General features: G+C 62.7%; 15 protein-coding genes. 9 read left to right on the plus strand and 6 right to left on the minus strand.

The window, feature by feature from the left end; genetic code table 11:
* Positions 1–4: 4 nt before the first annotated feature.
* The 3 genes from P7228_RS10315 to P7228_RS10325 are packed head-to-tail and all read right to left on the minus strand — an operon-like array spanning position 5 to position 3,678.
* Positions 5–2,062: a hydantoinase/oxoprolinase family protein gene (locus P7228_RS10315; RefSeq protein WP_278015157.1), complete on the minus strand. Its 2,058-nt coding sequence runs from the start codon at positions 2,060–2,062 to the stop codon at positions 5–7.
* 23 nt (positions 2,063–2,085) lie between these two features.
* The gene (locus tag P7228_RS10320) at positions 2,086–3,003 is read right to left on the minus strand and encodes a hydroxymethylglutaryl-CoA lyase (RefSeq protein ID WP_278015158.1); all 918 of its coding nucleotides are present in this window, start codon (positions 3,001–3,003) and stop codon (positions 2,086–2,088) included.
* Positions 3,004–3,009: 6 nt separating this feature from the next.
* Positions 3,010–3,678 carry a GntR family transcriptional regulator gene (locus tag P7228_RS10325; protein WP_278015159.1) on the minus strand — a complete coding sequence of 223 codons (669 nt, stop codon included), beginning with the start codon at positions 3,676–3,678 and terminating at the stop codon, positions 3,010–3,012.
* Positions 3,679–3,779: 101 nt separating this feature from the next.
* Between P7228_RS10325 and P7228_RS10330 the strand changes: the two genes are divergently transcribed.
* From P7228_RS10330 to P7228_RS10345, 4 genes are read left to right on the plus strand one after another with little or no spacing between them, the layout of a single operon-like run.
* Positions 3,780–4,538: an aspartate/glutamate racemase family protein gene (locus P7228_RS10330; protein ID WP_278015160.1), complete on the plus strand. Its 759-nt coding sequence runs from the start codon at positions 3,780–3,782 to the stop codon at positions 4,536–4,538.
* Positions 4,535–4,966, plus strand: a complete 432-nt coding sequence (locus P7228_RS10335; protein WP_278015161.1) for a nuclear transport factor 2 family protein — start codon at positions 4,535–4,537, stop codon at positions 4,964–4,966. Before P7228_RS10330 ends, P7228_RS10335 begins: the two co-directional genes overlap by 4 nt.
* Complete coding sequence (locus P7228_RS10340) at positions 4,966–5,376, plus strand: nuclear transport factor 2 family protein (RefSeq protein WP_278015162.1); 411 nt, start codon at positions 4,966–4,968, stop codon at positions 5,374–5,376. The genes P7228_RS10335 and P7228_RS10340 overlap by 1 nt, the downstream gene beginning before the upstream one ends.
* 43 nt (positions 5,377–5,419) lie before the next feature.
* Positions 5,420–7,942 carry a TonB-dependent receptor gene (locus P7228_RS10345; RefSeq protein ID WP_278015163.1) on the plus strand — a complete coding sequence of 841 codons (2,523 nt, stop codon included), beginning with the start codon at positions 5,420–5,422 and terminating at the stop codon, positions 7,940–7,942.
* A gap of 70 nt (positions 7,943–8,012) precedes the next feature.
* Here the strand turns inward: P7228_RS10345 and P7228_RS10350 are convergent, their stop codons facing one another.
* From P7228_RS10350 to P7228_RS10360, 3 genes are all read right to left on the minus strand, one after another.
* On the minus strand, positions 8,013–9,407 hold the full coding sequence (locus P7228_RS10350) for an alpha-amylase family glycosyl hydrolase (protein ID WP_278015164.1): 1,395 nt from the start codon (positions 9,405–9,407) through the stop codon (positions 8,013–8,015).
* A gap of 5 nt (positions 9,408–9,412) precedes the next feature.
* Entirely contained in the window at positions 9,413–10,936 is a 1,524-nt protein-coding gene (locus P7228_RS10355; RefSeq protein WP_278015165.1) for an MFS transporter, read from the minus strand.
* A gap of 106 nt (positions 10,937–11,042) precedes the next feature.
* Positions 11,043–12,077 carry a LacI family DNA-binding transcriptional regulator gene (locus tag P7228_RS10360; protein WP_278015166.1) on the minus strand — a complete coding sequence of 345 codons (1,035 nt, stop codon included), beginning with the start codon at positions 12,075–12,077 and terminating at the stop codon, positions 11,043–11,045.
* A 296-nt stretch (positions 12,078–12,373) separates the two neighbouring features.
* Here P7228_RS10360 and P7228_RS10365 point away from each other — a divergent pair, with 296 nt between their 5' ends.
* The 5 genes from P7228_RS10365 (at position 12,374) to P7228_RS10385 (ending at position 22,272) form a co-directional block, all read left to right on the plus strand.
* The gene (locus P7228_RS10365; protein WP_278015167.1) at positions 12,374–15,115 is read left to right on the plus strand and encodes a TonB-dependent receptor; all 2,742 of its coding nucleotides are present in this window, start codon (positions 12,374–12,376) and stop codon (positions 15,113–15,115) included.
* Positions 15,116–15,231: 116 nt separating this feature from the next.
* Positions 15,232–16,755, plus strand: a complete 1,524-nt coding sequence (locus P7228_RS10370) for a tryptophan halogenase family protein (protein ID WP_278015168.1) — start codon at positions 15,232–15,234, stop codon at positions 16,753–16,755.
* Positions 16,752–18,596 carry an alpha-amylase family glycosyl hydrolase gene (locus tag P7228_RS10375; protein WP_278015169.1) on the plus strand — a complete coding sequence of 615 codons (1,845 nt, stop codon included), beginning with the start codon at positions 16,752–16,754 and terminating at the stop codon, positions 18,594–18,596. The genes P7228_RS10370 and P7228_RS10375 overlap by 4 nt, the downstream gene beginning before the upstream one ends.
* On the plus strand, positions 18,593–20,218 hold the full coding sequence (locus tag P7228_RS10380; RefSeq protein WP_278015170.1) for an alpha-amylase family glycosyl hydrolase: 1,626 nt from the start codon (positions 18,593–18,595) through the stop codon (positions 20,216–20,218). The genes P7228_RS10375 and P7228_RS10380 overlap by 4 nt, the downstream gene beginning before the upstream one ends.
* Positions 20,215–22,272 carry a glycoside hydrolase family 97 protein gene (locus P7228_RS10385; protein WP_278015171.1) on the plus strand — a complete coding sequence of 686 codons (2,058 nt, stop codon included), beginning with the start codon at positions 20,215–20,217 and terminating at the stop codon, positions 22,270–22,272. The genes P7228_RS10380 and P7228_RS10385 overlap by 4 nt, the downstream gene beginning before the upstream one ends.
* The last annotated feature ends 2 nt before the right edge of the window (positions 22,273–22,274 follow it).

A 22,274-nucleotide genomic window follows, 5' to 3' on the forward strand; every position in this document is an offset into this window, starting at 1 on the left:
CGGATCAGCCCTCCCGGTTTGGATTGATGAGGATATTGCCCACCTTGTCGATGGTGGCGGTGCAGCCGCTTTCGACCAGCGTGGTCGAATCCATCTCGGTGATGATGGCGGGGCCGGGGATGACATCGCCTTGTCGCAGCTTGGATCGGTCGTAGATCGCCGCATCCTGTTCGCGGCCATCCATCCACAGCGTGTGGTCGCGGATCTTGGCGGCTGACGGATCGCCATCGCCCTTCTCCAGTTCGGCCGCAGGCAAGGCCGGGGGCTGCCCCAGCGCCACCGCGCGCAGGTTCACGATCTCGTGCGGGGTATCCATGTTGAAGGTGAAGAGCCGCCGATGCTCCTCGTCGAAACGTTTGAGAATGCCGTCGATCCCGTCGGCGTCGAGCACCGTCTTGTCGATCGTGAGCGGAACCTCGAACGCCTGGCCCGCATAGCGGACGTCGACTTCGAATTGCGAGGTGATCTGATCCTCGGCGACCCCGTCGGCGAGCAATTCGCTGCGGGTTTGCGCCGCCATTTCATCGAGCACCGCCTGCAGGTCGGCGATCGTCGTATCCTTCGCCAGGCGCGAGAAGCTGCGCGCGGTTTCGGTCCGCATGCGCGTCGTCGCATCGCCCAATGCGCACAGCACGCCGGGTGAGACCGGGCTGATCGCCGGCCAGCTTCCCATCAGCTTGGCGACCGCGTTGACGTGAAGCGGCCCGGCTCCGCCAAAGCCCATCAGCGCGAAATCGCGCGGGTCGTAGCCCTGTTGGACGCTGATCATCCGCAGCGCGCCGAACATGTTCTCGTTGACGATGTCGATGATCCCGCGAGCTGCCTCCATCAGCGACACGCCGAGCGCATCGGCGACGCCCTGGACCGCCTGCTTGGCGCCCTCGCGGTCGAGCTTGAAACTGCCGCCGAGGAGGTTTTCGGGCAGGTAGCCGAGCACGACATTGGCGTCGGTCACGGTCGGCTGCTCGCCGCCCTTGCCGTATGCGACGGGGCCGGGCACCGCGCCTGCGCTTTCGGGGCCGACGCGGAGCGCCTTGGTCAGTTCGGGCACATGCGCGATCGAGCCGCCGCCGGCGCCCACCGTCTTCACGTCGAGCGCCGATGCCCGAACCGAGAGGTGACCGACCTCGGTCGTGCGCACGCGCCGCGCCTCGAGCCCTTCGATCAGCGCAACGTCGGTCGAAGTCCCGCCGACGTCGAGCGTCAATATGTTCTCGAAGCCGGCGTTCTTCGCCACCCACAGCGCGCCGGTGACGCCGCCTGCCGGGCCGGACATCAGGATATTGACCGGATGTTCCTCGGCCTTCTGGCTGCTCATCAAGCCGCCATCCGAACGCAGCAGCGACAGGCGCCCCTGCATGCCTTCATCCTCGAGCTTGTTCCTGAGGCTGGCGACATATTTGCTCACCACCGGGCGCACGGCGGCATTGGCAACGGTCGAGAGCGTGCGCTCGTATTCCTGCATCTCGGGCAGCACTTCGTGGCTGAGCGAGACGGGAATGCCGGGCAGTTCCTCGGCGGCGATCTCGCCGATGCGCTTCTCATGCGCGCCGTTGACGTAGGCGTTGATCAGGCTGACCGTCAGCGCCTCGACGCCATTGGCCTTGAGCTTCTGCAAGGCGGCGCGCACCGCATCCTCGTCGAGCGCGCGGACCTCGTTGCCGTCGGCACCCATGCGCCCCGGAACCTCGACAGTGTCCTCCAGATGCGCGAGCGGCTGCGGCTTGGGCCAGACGATCCAGGCCGCAAGCCCGCCGGGGACGAAGCTGCGCGCGATCTGCATGATGTCGCGGTAACCCTCGGTCGTGACGAGCCCGACCTTGGCACCCTTGCCCTCGAGCACGGCGTTGGTTGCCACGGTGGTGCCATGCAGGAAATAGGCGATATCCTTGGCGGCGACTCCTGCTTCCTCGGTCAGCGCCTTGACGCCATTGAGGATGCCTTCGGAGCTGTCATGCGGGGTCGAGGGCGTCTTGTGTCGCCAGAACTTCCCGCTGTCCTCGTCGAACAGCAGGAGGTCGGTAAAGGTCCCGCCCACATCGACGCCAAGTCTGTAAGTCATGTTCTCTCCCTGGCCCTATCCGGTCAGGCCGCGCGTGCGACCAGCGAAGGCAATTCGCGCCCGAGTACCCGGGCAAATTCGTGGTTGGCGGCAATCGCCGCGTCGAGATCGATACCGCTTGAGACACCCGATTGCTCCATCAGGTAGACGAGGTCCTCGGTCGCGATATTGCCGGTGGCCTTGGGGGCGAAAGGGCAGCCCCCAAGCCCGCCGAGCGAGGCATCGAAGATGCGTACTCCCCCCTGATAAGCAGCCCAGGCATTGGCGATGCCGGTGCCGCGGGTGTTGTGGAAGTGGCAGCGCATGGGGATGCGATCGCCCAGCAGCTCGCCCAGCCTGCCGAAGAGATCGGAAACCTGCGCTGGTGTGCCCACGCCGATGGTGTCGGCGAGCGCAATCTCCTCGGGCTCTTCTGCCGCCATCTCCTCGGCGATGCGCAGCACGGTCTCGGGCTTCACTTCGCCTTCGAAGGGGCAGCCGAAGGCCGCGCTGATGGTCAGTTGCGCGCGCATCCCCTCGGCCTTGGCGAAGCGGATCATGTCGCGGTTCTCGGCAATGCCCTCGGCAATGGTCTGGCCCTGGTTCTTCTGGCCAAAGGTGTCGCTGGCAACGAGCACGCAGCCGACCTGGTCGATGCCGCGCCGGTTGCCTTCGCGGGTGGCAAGCGCGCGCATCACGCCGCGCTTGTTGAGGGTGAGGCCTATATAGGTCGTGTCGGCGCGGTCGGGCAGCCCGGCGATAACCGCCTCGGCATCGGCCATTTGCGGCACCCGCCCGGGGTGGACGAAACTCGCGACCTCCAGCCGACGCGCACCATATCCTATCATAGCCTCGATCAGCGCTATCTTTGCGTCGGTCTGGACTATCTCAGGCTCGTTTTGCAGGCCGTCGCGGGGGCCAACTTCGACCAATTCTATCGGGGCTACATTTTCTGTATACATTTTACGTCACGCAGCCCCCCGGTCGATCGCAGTCAGGCCGCGGTGTGCGTCAGCATAGGCGTGGAAGGCGCGGCGGATGTGGCCGGCCATGACCGCTTCGGCCCAGGGTCCGTCGCGGCGGGCAAAGGCGGCGAGCAGGTCTTCGTGCTCGCTATGCGAGCGATTGAATGCCTCGCGCCCGTAATGCTGCGCGGTGCGCCAGACCACCGGTTGTTCGATCAGCGCGCCGAGCAGGCTCGAAAGACGGCGGGAATCCGCCGCTTCGAGGATGATCGCGTGGAATTCCTTATTGTGCTCGAGGAAGGTGGCGACATCGGGCTTGCTTCCCCGGATCGCCGCGTAAATGGCTGAATTACAGGCGCGAAGCCGTTCAAGCGTGCGGTCGTCCATGCGCTCGGCAGCGCGGCGCGCGGCATAGCCTTCCATCATGGCGCGCAGTTCGAAAGCGTCGGCGACGTCGCCTAGCGACCAGTCGGCGACGAAGCTCCGCTGCGATTCGTTCCGGCGCACCAGCAGTTCAGCCTCGAGCCGACGCAAGGCGTCGCGAACCGGGGTGCGCGAAACCCCGCACCGCTCGGCCAGCGCCTCTTCGCTCAGCTGTTCGCCAGAGGATAGCTCCCCCGAAAGGATCATGGCCCGAATGGTGTCGTACGCTCGGTCTGATGCCTTGGCCACAATTCGCTCTCCGGACTTGACTCGTCACAATTGTATACAATACATGTCCCACAGTGCAATAGCGTCGAGGAACGCCCGAGCTTTGCAGGGAGACGGCTTGAGTGGCAGACAAGGACCGCCGGATCAAAGTCATCGTGCCCATCCCGATGGATGCGGCAGGCGTGGCCAATCGCGCAGAGCAGTTGCCGGATGATTTCATCCGGCCCGGCTTCAAGCCCGAGTTCGAGGCCGTTCGCTGGGGCGCCGCGCTGGGCGACAGCTATCACGACATGCTGCTGATGGACTGGACCGTGTTCCAGGCCGGCATCACTGCAGAGGTCGAAGGCTATTCCGGCGTGCTGATCGACACGGTCAGCGACAGCGGCATGCGTCCCTTGCGCTCCGCCCTGTCGATCCCGGTCGTCGGGCCGGGAGAGGCGGCCTTCGCGATGGCGATGATGCTGGGTAAGAAGTTTTCCGTTCTCACCATGTGGCCCGAGTGGTTTCCGCTCTACCAGAAAACGCTCACCGAATATGGCTGGTGGGACCGGGTGGCATCGCTCCGCTCGATCGACACCAGGCCCGACGTCACCGAGTTGCTTGAGGGCAAGGAGGAAGTCGTTTTCGCCAAGCTCAAGGCCGAAGCAACGCGTGCGATGGAGGAAGACGGGGCTGACGTGATCGTGCTCGGTTCTACCACGATGCACCAATCCGCCGCCTATCTCGACCGCGAGCTGCCGATCCCGGTCCTGAACCCGGGTCAGGTCGCCTACAAGATGCTCGAAACGCAGATCGGACTGGGCCTCGCGCATTCGAAGAAGGCGTTTCCCGCGCCCGAAGTCCCCAACCAGGCGGGCATTCTCAAAGGATGGTACTCATGAGCGAATGGAGCGAGGGCGGGCCCGGGCAAGACCCGCTGCCCTACCCCTATTACATCGACATCGTGACCAAGCGCTATTTCGACGGCGTCGACAACAAGGTCATGGACCAGGTGCTCGATTGCTTCACCGAAGATGCTGTGCTGCACGAAGTCACAAGCGACACGCGGCACGACGGCAAACCCGCGATCCGCGCCATGTTCGAGAAGCTCTTCGCCGATTTCTCCGACATCTGGCATGGAAACTTCGTCCATACCGCGGACCCAGACAGCAATGCGGTCTGCTCGCAATTCACCGTGCTGATCACCCCCAATGGCGGGGACGAGCTGCGCTACGAGAATTGCAACCGCTTCTATCTCAAGGGCGACAAGTTCCACCGGGTATACGTCTATATGTCGGGCGACAACCTGCTGAAGGAAGGAGAGGCCTGATGCAGTACGAACCCACCCTGTCGCGGGCCGAGCTGGTCAAATTCGCCACCCAGACCTATTTCGGCAACGTCGATGCGAAGAACATGGAGGCGACGCTCGACTGCTTCCATGACGAGGCATTGTTCTGCGTCCAGACCGCCTTCACCCGCCATGCCGGGAAGGCAGAGATCCGCCGCATGTTCGAGGATTTCTTCGGCGCCTACGAAACGATCATCCACCGCGATTTCACCTGTACCGTGGACGAGAAGAACGGGCGGATCACCGCCTGTTTCGTCGCTGAGCTCCACGATGCCGATGGCAATGTCACATTGCTCAACAACACCAATTTCTGGCGTCTCCGGCCCGGTCCAGGCGGCGCCAAGTTCCAGGAAGTCTACGTCTACATGAGCGGCGCGAACGTCCTCACCTGAGGGCGGCGATGCTGACGCAATACGGTTCAGGGAGAACTGATAAATGACGAAGTTCAAGACACAGCTCGCTTGCGGTGCAGCCCTAGGCGTGATGCTGGTCGCTGCTCCGGTACAGGCACAGGATGCCGACAGCGGCACAGGCGTCGCGAATGATGAGAACACGATCATCGTGACGGCGCGTCGTCAGAACGAGCAGTTGCAGGACGTGCCGGCATCGGTCGCGGTCATCACGGCCGATGCGCTGGAGAAGACGGGGGCCGACAATGCTGAGGACTTCGTCCAGCTGACGCCGGGTGTCACGATCGTGACCGGCACTGCCGAGGCGGGTGATACGCAGGTCAATATCCGCGGTATCAACGGCGCGCGCGACGCGGAAAGCTCGATCGCGCTGGTGGTCGACGGCATTCTCAAGACCAACACCGCGCAGCTCAACCAGACGCAGGGAACGCTGCGGCAGGTCGAAATCCTGAAAGGTCCGCAGGGCGCTCTCTATGGTCGCAATGCCGCGGCGGGCGCGATCGTGCTCTCCACGCTCAAGCCGTCCGACTATTTCGAAGGTGGGGCGAAAGTCTCCTACGCCAATGAGGACACGATCGAGGGGACTGCCCATATTGCGGGACCGCTCGGCGAAAACCTCGGCTTCGTCCTTTCGGGTTACTATCGCACCACCGACGGCTTCTTCCGCAACATCTTCACCGACACCAAGAATGTTGACGATCAGGAAGTCTGGTCGGTCGACGGGCGACTGGTGGCCAATCTCGGGGATGCAACGGAAGTCGATGTAAAAGCGCGCTATTCGCAGCTGCGCGGCGCCTCGATCAACTTCAACGCGGCCTTCCACCTGCCCGAGTTTGCCGCGTTCAACCCGGCCTTCTACGAGGACGTGAACAAACACCAGTTCCGCTATTACAACAATATTGACCCGTCGAACGATCAGGATTCCTTCGACGTATCGGCCAAGATCGAACACGATTTCGGCAACACGACGCTGACGGCCTGGGCGCTCTATTCGGATGTCGACCAGAGCTTGGTCGCCGACGGGACGTCGGCCGATTTCGCCCGCTACATTCCCTTCCCCGCGCCGACCCAGGTCGCAGCAGACGTTGCTGCCGATTGCTTCGTGTCGACTGCAGGGCTTACCGGCTTCCCGGTCAATCAACCCGGGTTCATCGGCCAGACGCCGGTGCCGTTTCTGTTCGATCCGGCGACCGGCTCGACCTTCGGGCCATATAGCCCGACCACTTGCGATGGCACACAGTACCAGATCCGCAAGCAGACCGACATCAGCGCCGAAGTGCGGCTGGCGTCCAACACCGATGGGCCGCTCAGCTGGCAACTTGGCCTGTACTACCTCAATATCGATCGCGAAGTTGGCGTTAGCCTGGGCGCGGATACCGGGGCAGGAGTGATCGAGGAACTTTATAACGCGCCGACCACGGCCAACCCCACATCGCTGCTGCTGGCCGACAGTTTCGACACCAATGTCTATGCGGCGTTCGGCAATTTCGAATACGATATGGGCGATTTCACCGCCGGGCTGGCGCTGCGCTACGATATCGAGGATCGCAAGACCAGTTCGCTGGTGCCCAATGTTGTCGACCCCATAACTGGCGGACCGATCAACCCCGGCCAGGCTTTCGGGTCACTCGACCCGGCAAGCAAATCGTTCAAACAGTTGCAGCCCAAGGTCAGCCTTAGCTGGCAACCGAGTGCCAACGCCAACATCTATGCCAACTGGGGCATCGGCTTCAAATCGGGCGGCTTCAACAACCAGGGCTCGGCCACCATCATCGACCAGAACTTCAACCAGTTCATCGGTGCCGGCGTCACGATTGAGGATCAGTACGACAAGGAGGTCTCGAGCGCCTTCGAAGTCGGCGTGAAGGGTAGCTTCGCCGATGGCCGGATCACCTACGACCTGGCGGGTTACTATACCGAAATCGACGACATGCAGTTCTTCGAATTCTTCGTCGGACCCTTTGGGCTGCTGCGCGTCGTTTCCAACATCGACGAAGTCGAAGTGATGGGCGCGGAGCTCAACGTCACTGCCCGGATCATCGATGGCTGGAAGTTCTACGGCGCGGTCAACGTGACCGACAGCGAGATCAAGAAGAACGTCTCGCGCCCCTACACGGTCGGCAACAAATCGCCCTATACAGCCGATTACACGCTGAACTTCGGCACCGAAATCGATACGCCGCTTACCGACAACACCGACCTGATCGTGCGCGCCGACTATCGCGTGACCGGGCCGACCTGGTTCCACACCGTGCAGGATCAGGAGCGTCCGACGCTGTTCACCGGATTGATCCCGATTTCGGCGGTTAACTTCCTTCCGGCCGAATGGGGTAATGCGCGTTACGATGTCGCCAAGCGGGATGCCTTTGGGGTGCTCAATGTCCGGGGCGGGGTGGAGATCGGCAACTTCAGCATCTTCGCGTTCGGCGAGAACGTGCTGAACAAGAAATACGTGGCCGAGGTCATTCCCGCGATCGAGTTCGGCGGATCATTCATCTCGCCGGGCGGACGCGCGCTCTACGGGGTAGAGGTCGGCTACAAGTTCTGACGCACTGCACGCAGGCAGGGGGATCGGCGGCCGCGTCTCGCAAGAGATGTGGCCGCTTTCCCGTGATGCCCTATCGGCCGGTCTGCGCGGAATACAGCTGCCAGCCCCAGGCAGGCAGGTTGACTGTGTCGCCAGCTGCGAAGCTCTGCTCCTCGCCTGTGCGAAAGGCGCGGTAGGTACCTGCGGCGAGCCCGTCTCCAAGCACCGCCTCGACAGCTTCGCCCGAGAAGTTGAACAGGCCGAGCACCTTATTGCCTTCTTCCTGTCGGACCCAGGCGAAGAGCCGCTGCGGCTGGTCCGTCACGACCTGCTGCATCCGGGCGCCCCATTGCCCGTTCTCGAGCGCCGGATTGGCACGGCGAAACGCGATCATGTCGCGGAACAGTTCGCCCAGTTCGCAATCCTCGCGCTGGCTCCAGTCGATCGGGTCTTTCTCGAAGAATTCCAGCCGCTTGGCGCTGCAGGCTTCCTGCCCGTTGTAGATCATCGGCAGCCCTTCGCCGGTGAAGCTGAAGGCGATCATCGCGGGCAGGGCGGCGCCGTAATTCTCGTACTGGGTGCCTTCCCAGGCATTGCTGTCATGGTTGGCGATATAGGTCAGCCGCATCGCCTCTGCGGGCCAGGCGCTCTCGCTTTCGGCATAGTAGCCGAACAGCGCGGTGGCATCGGCTTCGCCCTTGGCGATCCGCTTGGTGGTGTGGTGCCATTCCCAGGCATAGGTCGCATCGAAAGCGCGGCGGTGAAGTTCCGGCTCCTTCCATTCGGCCAGCATGAAGACGGGCCTGATCGCGTCGAGCCGGGCGCGCAGCGTTTCCCAGAAGTCGATTGGGACGTAGCCTGCGACATCGGCGCGGAAACCATCGACGCCATAGTCCCTGACCCACATTTCCATCGCCTCGCCGACATGCTTGCGCACGCCGGGCTGCGACCAGTCGAGATCGATGATGTCGGACCAGTCCCACCACGGGGTGGGGCGGAAATCGCCCTTCCAGTCCTTCTCGTACCAGTCGGGATGTTGCTGCGCGAGCGGATGATCCCAGGCCGTGTGGTTCGCCACCCAGTCGAGGATGACCTTGAAGCCCTGGGCGTGTGCGGCCTCGACGAAGTGGCGGAAGTCTTCCTTGGTCCCGAACTCGGGATTGACGTCGTAATAGTCCTTCACGGCATAGGGCGAACCAAGCGTACCCTTGCGGTTCTTCTCACCGATCGGATGGATCGGCATCAACCACAGGATATCGACGCCCAGCGCCTTGAGCCGCGGCAGTTCCTTTTCGGCGGCGCGGAAAGTCCCCTCGGCGGTGAACTGGCGGGTGTTGATCTGGTAGAGCACGGCATCGCGCGACCATTCGGGATGCTCCAGCTCGACATAGGGCCGGGGCGACCAGTCGGCGAGATCGTCGCTGGCCCAGGCGGGCGTGCAGGTGAGGGCGGCGGTTGCTGCGAGGGCCAGCATCGTATTGCGCATGGTCTTCACCCCGCCTTCCGTCGGTCGAGCGCTGCGGACACGCGCAGCATGGCGATCGCGGCGATGATCCAGGATGCGGCGGCGAACAGCATGGTCCACACCGGCTCGCCCGGGAACAACCAGAGCATGATCTGCCCCATCACCGTCGCCACCAGCAATTGCGGGACCACGATGAAGATGTTGAACAGCCCCATGTAGATGCCCAGCTTCGCCTGCGGCAGATTGCTGGCAAGGATGGCATAGGGCATCGCAAGGATGCTGGCCCAGGCGATGCCGATGCCGATTTCCGCCACCAGCAGGGTCTGCGCATCGCGCACGAGGAAGAACATCAGGAAGCCGATTGCCCCGAGGCTGAGGCAGATCGAGTGCGTCATCACCTGGCCGAACTTGCGGCTCATCCACGGCAACAGCGCGAGCGCGGCGATGGCCGCGACGCCATTGTACACGGTGAAGAGCACATTCACCCAGTTGGCGCCCTCGTTATAGGCGGCGCTGGTCGTATTGGACGATCCGAAGACATATTGGGTCACGACAGGCGTGGTGTTGATCCACATGATGAACAGTGCCGACCAGCTGAAGAACTGCACCAGCGCGAGCCGCTTCATCACCTCGGGCATGCCGGAAAAGTCGCCCACGATGCTCGAGAGCATGTTGGCCGCCTGCCCCTTCTTGGCCATGGAAATGGCGACTGCGCTGAGCACGCCGTAGAGGCAGAGCAGGCCGCCCAGCAGCAGCATTTCCTTCTCGAGATCGAGGATTTGCACGAGCAGGAAGACCGCCGTGCCAGCGACCACCCAGAGCAGGCAGGAGAGGTAGCTCTTGGCGGCGAGCGCCCTCAGCGGCTGTCCGGTTTCGGGCAGTTCTGCATTGCCGAACGCGGCTTGTTCTTCGGGGCTGTATTCGCGCGTCGTCACAACGGTCCACATGACGGCAACGAAAAGCGCTGCGGCGCCGAACCAGAAACTCCAGCGCACGGTGTCGGGGATTCCGCCGTCCGCCGCGACATTGCTGACCCCGATCTGTTCGAGGAAGTAGGGGAAGATCGATCCAACCACCGCGCCAGCGCCGATGAAGGCAGTTTGCACGGCATAGCCCGCGCTATGCTGGTCGGTGTTGAGCATATCGCCGACGAATGCGCGGAACGGCTCCATCGAAACGTTGAGCGAGGCGTCGAGCACCCACAGCATGGCTGCCGCGAAGAACAGCGGCGCCGCCATCGCCGGGGAAAGCGGCATGACGAAAAGCGAAATCGCGGCGAAAATGGCACCGGTCAGGAAATAGGGCCGACGACGTCCGAGCCGGTTCCAGGTCCGGTCCGAGAGATAGCCGATGATCGGCTGGACGATCAGTCCGGTCAGCGGCGCTGCAACCCACAGCGCCGGAAGGTCGTCCATGCTTGCGCCGAGCGTCTGGAAGACGCGGCTCATGTTCGAATTCTGCAGGGCGAATCCGATCTGGATGCCAAAGAACCCGAAACTGATATTCCACAGGCCCCAAAAGCCTTGGCGCGGCTTCTCGATCGCAGTCATCCTTCCAACCCCTCTTCCCGCGCGGTCGAACTGGCGTCGCCCTGCGCATGCGCTTGGCTTGCACGAAAGCGCGCGCGTCTCAACACGCATACGAATGTGAAGGAATTCAGGCGGTGGTGCTGCCGCGTACGATCAGCTTGGTGTCGAGCTTGCGCACTTCGGGTTCGCGGCCCTCGATCTCGGCCATCAGCGTTTCCACCAGGACCTCTCCGGCCGACTTGATGTCCTGCATGATCGTGGTCAGCGGCGGCGAGGTGAGGCTCGCTGCGGGGATATCGTCGAAGCCGATCACGGCGACATGCTCGGGTACCTTGAGCCCGGCTTCGGCAAGGGCGCGCAAGGCGCCGATGGCGATCAGGTCGCTGGCGGCGAAGATCGCGTCGAATTCCTTTTCGCTCGACAACAGTTCCCTGGCCGCCGCATAGCCCGCGGCCTCGGTCGTAATGGCATCGAACTGCCGCCCTTGATCGACCTCGAGGCCGGCGTCCGTCAGGGCCTGGCACAGGCCGCCATATCGCTCGGCAAACTCCGGGTAGCGGTCATCCGCATCCCCGAGGAAAGCGATCCTGGTCCGCCCGCCGTCGATCAGGTGCTGGCCTGCCAAGACGCCGGCGCCGAAATTGTTCGAGCCGACCGTGGCGCCGCTCGCATCCTTGGTCACCGAGCCCCAGCGCGCATAGTGCGTGCCCTGTTCCTCGAGCTGGGCGAGCCGTTCGAGATAGGCCTCATAGTCGCCATAGCCGAGCAGGATGATTCCGTCGGCGCGATGGCTGTCCTGGTACTGGACGTGCCAGTCGTCTTCCATCCGCTGGAACGAGATCAACAGGTCGAGTCCTCTGTCGGCGCAAGCCCGCGTGATCGACCCCAGCATGGCGAGGAAGAACGGGTTGATCATGCTTTCATCGGGGGTCGGATCCTCGAAGAACAGCAGGGCGATGGTGTTCGATCGCTGCGAGCGGAGCGAGGATGCATTCTTGTCGACCGTGTAGTTGAGCTCGCGCGCGATCCGCTCGATCTTGGCGCGGGTTTCGGCGCTGACCGATCGGTCGCCCCGCAGTGCGCGACTCACGGTCGGCTGGGATACTCCAGCCAGGTAAGCGATGTCGAAGCTTGTCGGTCGTCCGGTCGGTTTGCGCCCCATGTCCTCTCCAGAGGAGCGCGCATTTTTTGCGCTGCACCGCGTTCGATTCTAGGCGGCCTGTGCCCCCTTGGCAAACAAGCGATGATGCGGGCGCAATCTGCGTCACATGAGATGACAATTTCGTCACATGGCCGCCACAACCGCATTCAAACGTATACGTATGCTATCTTCCGCTCGAACCTCTGCCGACCTTATGCATGTGTCCAAGCCGGGTGGGACTGGAGCCTCCCGAGCTGCAACAAGGCTAAACAACCGCATCCTCAAAATGGTGGGATGCAGGGGAGGATACAGGAAAGATGGCTATTCGTAGCAAGCTGGCTGGCGGCATCAGTGCCACCGCCTTTTCGGTCGCAATGGCAGCCGCACTGCCGCAAGCCGCATTCGCGCAGGACGATACGGCTGACGCCGAAGCCGCCGAGGAGGCGGAAGAAGGCAATGTGATTATCGTCAGCGGTTTTCGTCAATCGCTGGAAACTGCCGTCGCCGAAAAGCGGCTGAGCAACCAGATCCTCGAATCGGTTACCGCAGAAGACATCGGCAAGCTGCCCGACGACTCGATCGGTGAATCGATCGCTCGCCTGCCCGGCGTTACCTCGCAGCGCCTCAATGGCCGCGCCAACGTCATCGCCATTCGCGGCCTGGGCCCGGATTTCTCGCAGACGCTGCTCAACGGCCGCGAACAGACCTCTACCGGCGACAACCGCGCCGTCGAATTCGACCAGTATCCGTCGGAAGTCGTCAACCAGGTCGTCGTCTACAAGAGCCCCTCGGCCAACATCGTCGGTCAGGGCCTGGTCGGAACGATCGACGTGCGCACCATTCGCCCGCTCGAAGCCGGCAAGCGGATCCTCGCGATCGGTGCCAAGGGTTCCTATGCCGATATCGGCGCGCTCAACGCGGGTTCGGAGAAGTACGGCTATCGCGTCAACGCGACCTATGTCGATCAGTTCGCCGACGACACCATCGGCATCGCCCTGGCAGCGGCCTATACGGACGAGCCCTATCAGCTGCAGGAATTCAATGCCTGGGGTTATGCCGGCGACGGCTCGACCACCAATCCGTTCGTCATCGGGGGCAGCAAGAGCTTCGTCACTTCGACCCAGCTCCAGCGCTTCGGCATTAACGGCACGCTGCAGTTCGAAGCGTCGCCCAACCTGATGATCACCGTCGACGGGTTCTACTCGAACTTCGACGACGATTCGAGCAAGCGCGGTATCGAGCTGCCGCTCGGCTTCCTCGCCTTCGGCACGCAGTTCGATCCTTCGACCGCAACGCTGGGCGACACGCAATTCGGTAGTTTTGCTGCCGAAGGCACCTTCACCAACGTCGAAGGCGTGGTTCGCAACGACATCTTCCAACGCAAGGCCGATCTCTACTCGGGCGGCATCAACCTCGATTACGAAGGTGACGACGGCTGGAGCGCATTCTTCGACTTCGGCTATTCGCGCACCGACCGCAACGAGCTGAGCCTCGAGAGTTATTCGGGCACCGGCTACAATGTCGGCGTCGGCGCGACCGATACGATACGCTTCTTCTCCGACAGCAATGGCACGAGCTTCCAGCCGACGCTCGACTATTCGGACCCGACCCTGATCGTGCTGACCGACCCGCTGGGGTGGGGCGGCAGCCGCGTGCAGGCCGGTTACTTCAACGATCGCATCATCGAGGACGAACTGTTCCAGTACCGCCTCGGCGTCGCGAAGGAGTTCGACAGCTTCTTCTCCAAGGTCCATGTCGGCCTCGCCTATACCGATCGCAGCAAGAACCTGACCCCGGACGAGTTCTTCATCATGCCCGCCGGCGGTGCGACCGAAGTGTCGATCCCGAGCGAATTCCTCCTGCGTTCGACCGACCTCGGCTATCTCGGCCTCGGACCGATCGTCAGCTACGACGCTCGCGACCTGATCGCCAATGGCACGCTGATGCTCGACCGGAACACGTCGAACGATATTCCGGCCAAGGCCTACAGCATCTCCGAAAAGCTGATGACCGCCTACGTCCAGGCCGACATCTTCAAGGAACTCGGATCGGCTGAACTTACTGGCAATATCGGTGTGCAGGCGATCGCGACCAACCAGAAGTCTTCGGGTATCGCCTTTGCTGCAGGCCAGCAGGTCGACGTGACCCTGGGTGACGATTTCTGGGACGTGCTTCCGAGCGCCAACCTGTCGCTGCGCCTCGCCAGTGACTGGGTTATCCGCCTGGCTGCCTCGCGCCAGATCCAGCGTCCTCAACTCGACGACCTGCGCTCGGCGATCAGCTATGGCATCAACAACAACCTGGCGGAAAGCCCGACCGGTGTAGCGCCGTTCATTAGCGGCGGTGGCGGTAACCCGCTGCTGCGCCCTTATCGCGCCAATGCCGTCGACTTCAACGTCGAGAAGTACTTTGGCAATGGCTCGGGCGTGATCGCGGCTCAGTTGTTCTACAAGGACGTGGTCAACTACATTGACGGTTCGCGTGTGATCTTCGACTACGCCGGGCTGCCGACGCCTGCCGGCCTGACGCCAGCGACGACCATCGGCTTCCTCGACTCCGAAGTGAACACCGGTGGCGGCAGCTTCTACGGTGCGGAACTCTCGGCCACCTTGCCTTTCGACCTCTTCATCGGGGCGCTCGAAGGTTTCGGGGCGACCGGCGGCGTTGGCTACACCAAGACAAAGATCGAGGATGCCAACGGCAACACCGACGTCATTCCGGGCTATTCGAAGTGGGTTGCGAACGGCACGCTCTACTACGAGCGCGGCGGTTTCAACGCCCGCGGCAGCGTGCGCTATCGTTCGAAGTTCCTGGCCGATTTCACCGGCTTCGGCGGTTCGCCGACACGGCGCCTGGCACGTGCGGAAACCATCGTCGATGCGCAGGTCGGCTATGACTTCGAAGGCGGCGCGCTGGATGGCCTCTCGGTCTACGTCCAGGGCCAGAACCTGACCAATGCGCCCTTCGTGTCGCAGTTCAATGTGCCGGTCTCCGAGGCGGTGATCGACTACCAGGAATACGGGCGCCGTTTCCTGGCTGGTTTCACCTACAAGTTCTAGAGTCCTCCCAGAGGTCGGTGGGCCGGGTGCGATCCCGGTCCACCGATCGGGGCGGGGCGCCTGGCGCCGACAATCTCTGAACTTGCCTGGCCGCACGGGAGCGGCAAAGAGGAACCGTGTCGTTGAAAGACCAGCAGAGCCTCGATTTCGTGATTGCCGGCGGAGGTACCGCCGGATGGATCGCCGCGGCGCTGCTGGCCCGGTTCTCTCCGCCTGGAACGCGTGTCCAACTGGTCGAGAGCGAGGCGATCGGCACGGTGGGGGTCGGCGAGGCGACCATTCCGCAAATTCACCTGCTGAACAATGCGCTGGGCCTCGACGAGCGCGACTTCCTGCGCGAAACCAAGGCGACCTTCAAGCTCGGCATCGAGTTCGACGGCTGGCAGCGCGAAGGCCATGCCTATATGCACGCCTTCGGACAGGTTGGCCGCGGGGCAGGGCTGCTTCCCTTCCAGCAATATTGGCTGCGCGCGCAACAGCTCGGCCTGGCCAAGCCGCTGAAGCACTACTCGCTCAACGAAACGGCGGCGCGCGGGCTCAAGATGCAGCGCGGCCGGCGGACGCCGCAGTCGCTCGAGATGCCCTACGCCTATCATTTCGACGCCGGACTCTACGCGAGCTATCTGCGACGCTATTCCGAACTACGCGGAGTTACACGCCACGAGGGCATGATTGCGCGGGTCGAATGCGACGGCGAAAGCGGCGAAATCGCTGCGCTCGTACTGGATGACGACCGCCGGATCGAAGGCCGGTTCTTCATCGACTGCACGGGCTTTCGCGCCTTGCTGATCGATGGCGCACTTGAAGCGGGCTTCGACGATTGGAGCAACGTACTGCCCTGTAACCGTGCGATGGCCGTGCCTTGTGCGACCGGCGGCGACTTCACGCCCTACACATGCTCGATCGCGCGCAAGGCCGGGTGGCAATGGCGCATTCCGCTGCAGCATCGGATCGGCAATGGCTATGTCTACTGTTCGGACCACCTCTCCGACGAGGAGGCGGCGGAAACGCTGCTGGCGAACCTTGACGGCAAGGCACTGGGCGATCCGAAGCCGATCAAGTTCACGACCGGCAAGCGGCGCAAGCACTGGCACCGCAACTGTCTTGCGCTTGGGTTGGCGGCGGGCTTCCTCGAGCCGCTAGAATCCACTTCGATCCACCTGATCCAGAGCGCGATGAGCCGATTCCTGACCGTGCTCCCCAAAGGCGCAGGGGACCCAGCGATCGTCGACCATTTCAATACGCAGGCCGATTTCGAGTGGGAACGGATCCGCGATTTCCTCGTGCTGCACTACTGGGCCAATGAACGCGAAGGCGACCCCTTCTGGGACGGCGTGCGCAACATGGAATTGCCCGCCACGCTCCAGCGAAAGATCGAACAGTGGCAATCGGCCGGCTTCATCCACCGCGAACACGAGGAACTGTTCACCGAGGTGGGCTGGTTCCAGGTGCTGGCGGGGCAGGGGGTCGAGGCGCGGAGCTACAATCCCGCAGCCGACAGCCTGAGCGAGGACGAACTCAAGGCCCTTCTCGCAGACACCGAAACCGCGATCTCCGCAGAAGTGCGGCAGATGCCCGATCACGCTCCTTTCCTGAGATCCTACATGATGCAGAACATGCCGCAGGGAGTGCCCGCATGACCCGCTTTGCCCTCCCGCTGATTGCGCTTGGACTGGCCGCCTGCGCGACCGCTCAGAATTCGCCGGCTGCGCCATCATCCGACGTAGCAGAAGCCAGCTTCCGCTCCCGCGCGCCCGCGGAGGAAGTGGTCTATTTCGTCCTCCCCGACAGGTTCGAGAATGGCGATCCATCGAATGACAAAGGAGGGCTAAAGGGCGGCCCGCTCCAGACCGGATTCGATCCTGAGCACAAGGGATTCTTCCATGGCGGCGACCTCAAAGGGCTGACGCAACGGCTTGATTATCTCGAGCGCATGGGGATCACCGCGATCTGGTTCGCGCCGATTTTCCAGAACAAGCCGGTGCAGGGCTCGCCGGGGCAAGAGAGCGCGGGCTATCACGGCTATTGGGTGACCGATTTCACCCGGCCCGACGCGCATTTCGGAACGCGAGACGAATTCAAGGCCTTCGTCGAGGCCGCGCACGCGCGCGGAATGAAGGTCTACATGGACATCATCACCAACCACACCGCCGACGTCATCGGATACAAGGACGGGCCGGCGACCAATTACGAGTATCGCAGTAAGGGCGACTATCCCTATTCGACCCGCGGCGGCCCGGACGGCAAGCCGATCAATCCGGGCTTCATGGGCGATGAGGACTCGAGCGCGGAGAATTTCGCCAAGCTGGTCGATCCGGGCTACGCCTACATTCCGCACGTGCCGGCAGCCGAGAAGGACGTGAAGGTCCCCGCCTGGCTCAACGATCCGATCTACTACCACAACCGCGGCAACAGCAGCTTCACCGGCGAGGACAGCCGCTTCGGCGATTTCTCCGGCCTCGACGATCTCTTCACCGAGCATCCGCGCGTACGCGAAGGAATGATCGAGATCTTCGGCAGCTGGATCGACGATTTCGGCATCGACGGATTTCGGATCGATACCGCGCGCCACGTCGATCCCGGTTTCTGGCAAGTCTTTGTGCCAGCCATGCTCGAACGCGCCAAGGCGCGCGGCATTCCCAATTTCCACATGTTCGGCGAAGTCTACAAGGACGTGCCGCAAAACGGCTACATCGCGGAATACACCCGCCGCGACAAACTCCCTTCCGTGCTCGATTTCGCTTTCCAGGCCTCGATGCGCGAACTGCTCGGGCGCGATCAGGGCACGGTCGTGCTCGCGCATCTGTTCGATGGCGACGTGCTTTACGAAGGCGGTGAGGAGACGGCGCTCAACCTCCCGACTTTCCTTGGCAATCACGACATGGGGCGTTTTTCGACCCTCATCAAAGCCGACAAGCCGGACATTTCGCAGCAGGAATTGCTGGACCGCGTATTGCTCGGTCATGCGATGATGATGGTGCTGCGGGGTTCGCCCGTGATCTACTATGGTGACGAGCAGGGGTTCGTCGGCGATGGCCATGACCAGCTGGCGCGCGAGGACATGTTCCCGAGCAAGACCGCGGTCTATAACGACAATGATCTGATCGGCACCGACGCGACTACCGCGGCCTCGAATTTCGACGAGCGCCACCCGCTGTTCCAGCTCATCGCAGAGTTCTCCGAGATCCGCCGCGCGCATCCAGCGCTGTCGCGCGGCCGGCAAGTCACGCGCCACTACGAGCAGGAGCCCGGCATCTTTGCCGTCAGCCGGTTCGATCCCGCAACAGGCGGCGAGTATCTCTTGGCCTTCAACACCACTGCCGCTCCACGCAACGCCAATATCGCAATCGGCTATGACGCGCGTGCTTTCGAAACGCTCGCCGGTGCCTGCCCGACGCGGGTCAGCGCACCGGGCAGTGCTTCCGTCGCGCTCGCGCCGTTCGGGTGGGCGGTGTGCCGGGTGTCGGAGCGCGCAGAATGAACGAGGTAAGCAAACTGACCGAAGCAACAACTTTGACCGGCGAACAGCCCTGGTGGCGCGGCGCGTCGATCTACCAGATCTACCCGCGCAGCTTCATGGATTCTAATGATGACGGCATCGGAGACCTGCCGGGCATAACCGAAAAGCTCGGCTATGTGGCCGACCTCGGCGTCGATGCGATCTGGGTCTCGCCCTTCTATACCTCGCCGATGCTCGATTTCGGCTACGACGTCGCGGCATTCCGCGATGTCGATCCGATCTTCGGGACGCTGAGCGATTTCGATGCGCTGGTGAAACGTGCGCACGAACTCGACCTCAAGGTCATAATCGACCAGGTCTATTCGCATTGCTCGGACCAGCATCGCTGGTTCGCCGAGAGCCGTTCAAGCCGCGACAATCCCAAGGCCGACTGGTTCGTCTGGGCCGACCCCAAGCCTGACGGAACTCCTCCCAACAACTGGCAGTCGATCTTTTCGGGCCCGGCCTGGTCGTGGGACGCCCGGCGTCAGCAATTCTATTTCCATAACTTCCTGCCGCAGCAGCCCGATCTCAACCTCCATAATCCCGCGGTGCAAGAAGAATTGCTCGACGTCGGTCGGTTCTGGCTGGATCGCGGCGTCGACGGCATTCGCGTCGACGCGGTGCTGCACTTCATGCACGATCCGGCGCTGACCGATAACCCGGTGTCGAGCGACCCCAACAAGATCAAGGCGCGCGGTCACGACTTCCAGGACAACATCCACAACCAGGGCCACCCGGCAATTTTCGATTTCCTCGAGAAGCTGCGCGGAATGACCGACGAATACGGCGCGATCTTCAGCGTTGCCGAGGTCGGCGGTAGTGGAGTGCGCGACTTCACGCGTGCCTGCGCCGAGGGCGACAAGCGGCTCAACTCCGCCTACGGCTTCGACTTCCTCTATGCGTCCAGGCTGACCCCCGAACTGGTCTGTTCGGCCCAGAAGGACTGGCCCGATACACCGGGTACCGGCTGGCCTACCTGGGCCTTCGAGAATCACGATGCACCGCGCGCCATTTCGCGCTGGCACACGGGCCCGGATCGCGAGGCGTTCCTGCGCTTCAAGATGGCTGTGTTCTGTGCCTTGCGCGGCAATATCATCCTCTATCAGGGTGAAGAACTTGGCCTCGACCAGGTCGAGATCCCCTATGAACTGGTCCAGGATCCGGAGGCGCTGCGTAACTGGCCGCTGACGCTGTCGCGCGATGGCGCCCGCACGCCGATGCCGTGGCTTGCCGAAGCGCCGCAGGCAGGCTTCTCCAAGGCCGAGCCATGGCTCCCGATCGGGGCCGAGAACGCGACGAAATCGGTCGAGCTCCAGCAAGGCGACGCAGGTTCCTTGCTCTCCCACACCCGCGCCATGCTAGCGCTGCGCAAGGCGCACCCGGCCATACAACATGGGGCCGTTACACGCTGCGAGGTGCGGGGCGATTTGCTGCTGTTCGAGCGCACCAGCAATGACGAGAAGGTTCGTTACGTCTTCAACTTCGGAAGCGAGGCGCAGGATTGTCCGCCGGGCGAGGCGGAAGGCGAACTGATCGCCGCTGTCAACGATGCAAGCTCCGAACGTCTTCCAGCATTCAGCGCCTTGGTATTGAAATTATGAAAATTTTCTCGCTTTCTGCCTTCGTCGCAATTGCCCTCTCGGCGCCCGCCGCTCTGGCTGAGGAGGTGGTGACATCTCCCGACGGTCAGCTCACTGTGGCAGTCGATGTCAATGGTGAGGGGCGCCCGTTCTATCGGATTGAAAAGGATGGCGAGGTCGTTCTGAGCGATAGCCGGCTTGGCTTCCTTTTGACCGATCAGGACAAGCTCGAGCGGCGGCTCGCGATCACGGGCGCGACACGCGCCAGTCATGATGAGACGTGGGAGCAGCCGTGGGGTGAGCGCCGCTTCGTTCGCGATCGCCATAATGAGCTGACGGTTCGGTTCGAGGAAGCGAGCGACGAGAAGCGCAAGTTCGGTGTCACCTTCCGCGTGTTCGATGACGGGGTCGGCTTTCGTTATCTGTTCGATGATGCCAGCATGGGCGAGACGGTCCGCATCGCCGAGGAACTGACCGAATTCAACATCGCGTCCGACGGGACCGCGTGGTGGATCCCGGGTGGCGAATGGAACCGCTACGAATACCTCTATGAGAAGACGCCGATCAGCGGCGTGTCGGTGGCGCATACGCCACTGACTTTCCGGATGGAGAATGGCACGCACCTCGCCATCCACGAGGCAGCCCTGGTCGATTTCGCCGGAATGTGGATCAAGCGGACGACCGGCACGAATTTTCGCGCCACGCTGGCGCCGACTGGTTCGACGGCGGCGCGGGCAGTTCGCGACGTTCCTTTCGCGACGCCCTGGCGCACCATTCGCGTGTCGGACGATGCCGCCGGGCTTGCGATGAGCGATATCGAACTCAACCTCAACGAGCCGAACAAGCTCGACGATGTCAGCTGGTTCAAACCGCACAAATATGTCGGCGTGTGGTGGTCGCTGCACCTCGACGAGGAAAGCTGGGGCCGTGAAACTGGCTCGGGCTCCGACGCCAGCTTCACCGCCAAGAAGCACGGCGCCACGACCGAGAACGTCAAGCGCTACATCGATTTCGCTGCCGAACACGGGTTCGAAGGCGTGCTGGTCGAGGGCTGGAACATCGGCTGGGACGGCAACTGGTTCTTCAACGGCGGGCTATTCAGCTTCACCGAGGCCTATCCCGATTACGATTTCGAGGAACTCGCACGCTACGCCGCCGAGAAAGGCGTCCCGATCGTCGGACACCACGAGACTTCGGGCGATATCGGCAATTACGAAAGCCAGCTCGAGGCGGGCCTCGACCTGATGGCGGCGCGTGGCGTCAAATCCATCAAGTCCGGCTACGTGACCGACGCCTGCAACCTGCGTTACGTCCACCCCGATGGGCGCGAGACGCGCGAATGCACCGAAAGCCAGGTGATGCAGCGCCATCACCTCAAGGTCGTGACCGAGGCCGCCAAGCGGAAGATCGCGATCAATCCGCACGAGCCGGTCAAGGACACGGGCTTGCGCCGGACCTATCCCAACTGGGTCAGCCGAGAAGGTGCCAGGGGCATGGAATTCAACGCCTGGGGCGTGCCGCCCAATGGGCCGAGCCATGTGCCGACAATGGCCTTTACCCGCATGCTGTCGGGCCCGATGGATTACACGCCAGGCGTACTCAGCCTCGAAGGGCGAGGGCAGCCGCTGCAGATGACGCAGGCCCGCGCATTGGCCGAATATGTGGTGATCTACTCGCCGATCCAGATGGCCGCCGACTTGCCCGAACACTACGCCGAGCACATGGATGCCTTCCAGTTCATCAAGAACGTACCGGCGGACTGGTCCGAGAGCCTGATCCTCGCTGCGGAGGTCGGCGAATATGTCGTGACTGCACGCAAGGATCGGAACAGCGATGCCTGGTATGTCGGTGGTGCTACTGACGAGCAGGCGCGGACCAGCGTGCTTGAGCTCGATTTCCTCGATCCGGGCAAGAGCTACACCGCGACGATCTATCGCGATGGACCCAATGCACACTTCGAAGGCGAGGGTCGGTTCGATATCGTGATCGAAAAGCGCACGGTTCGCAGCGGGGACGCTTTCGAACTGACCATGGCGCCGGGCGGAGGCTTTGCGATCGCGATCGTTCCGCAATAAAG

Source organism: Altererythrobacter sp. CAU 1644 (assembly GCF_029623755.1).
GTDB classification, from domain to species: Bacteria; Pseudomonadota; Alphaproteobacteria; order Sphingomonadales; family Sphingomonadaceae; genus Erythrobacter; species Erythrobacter arenosus.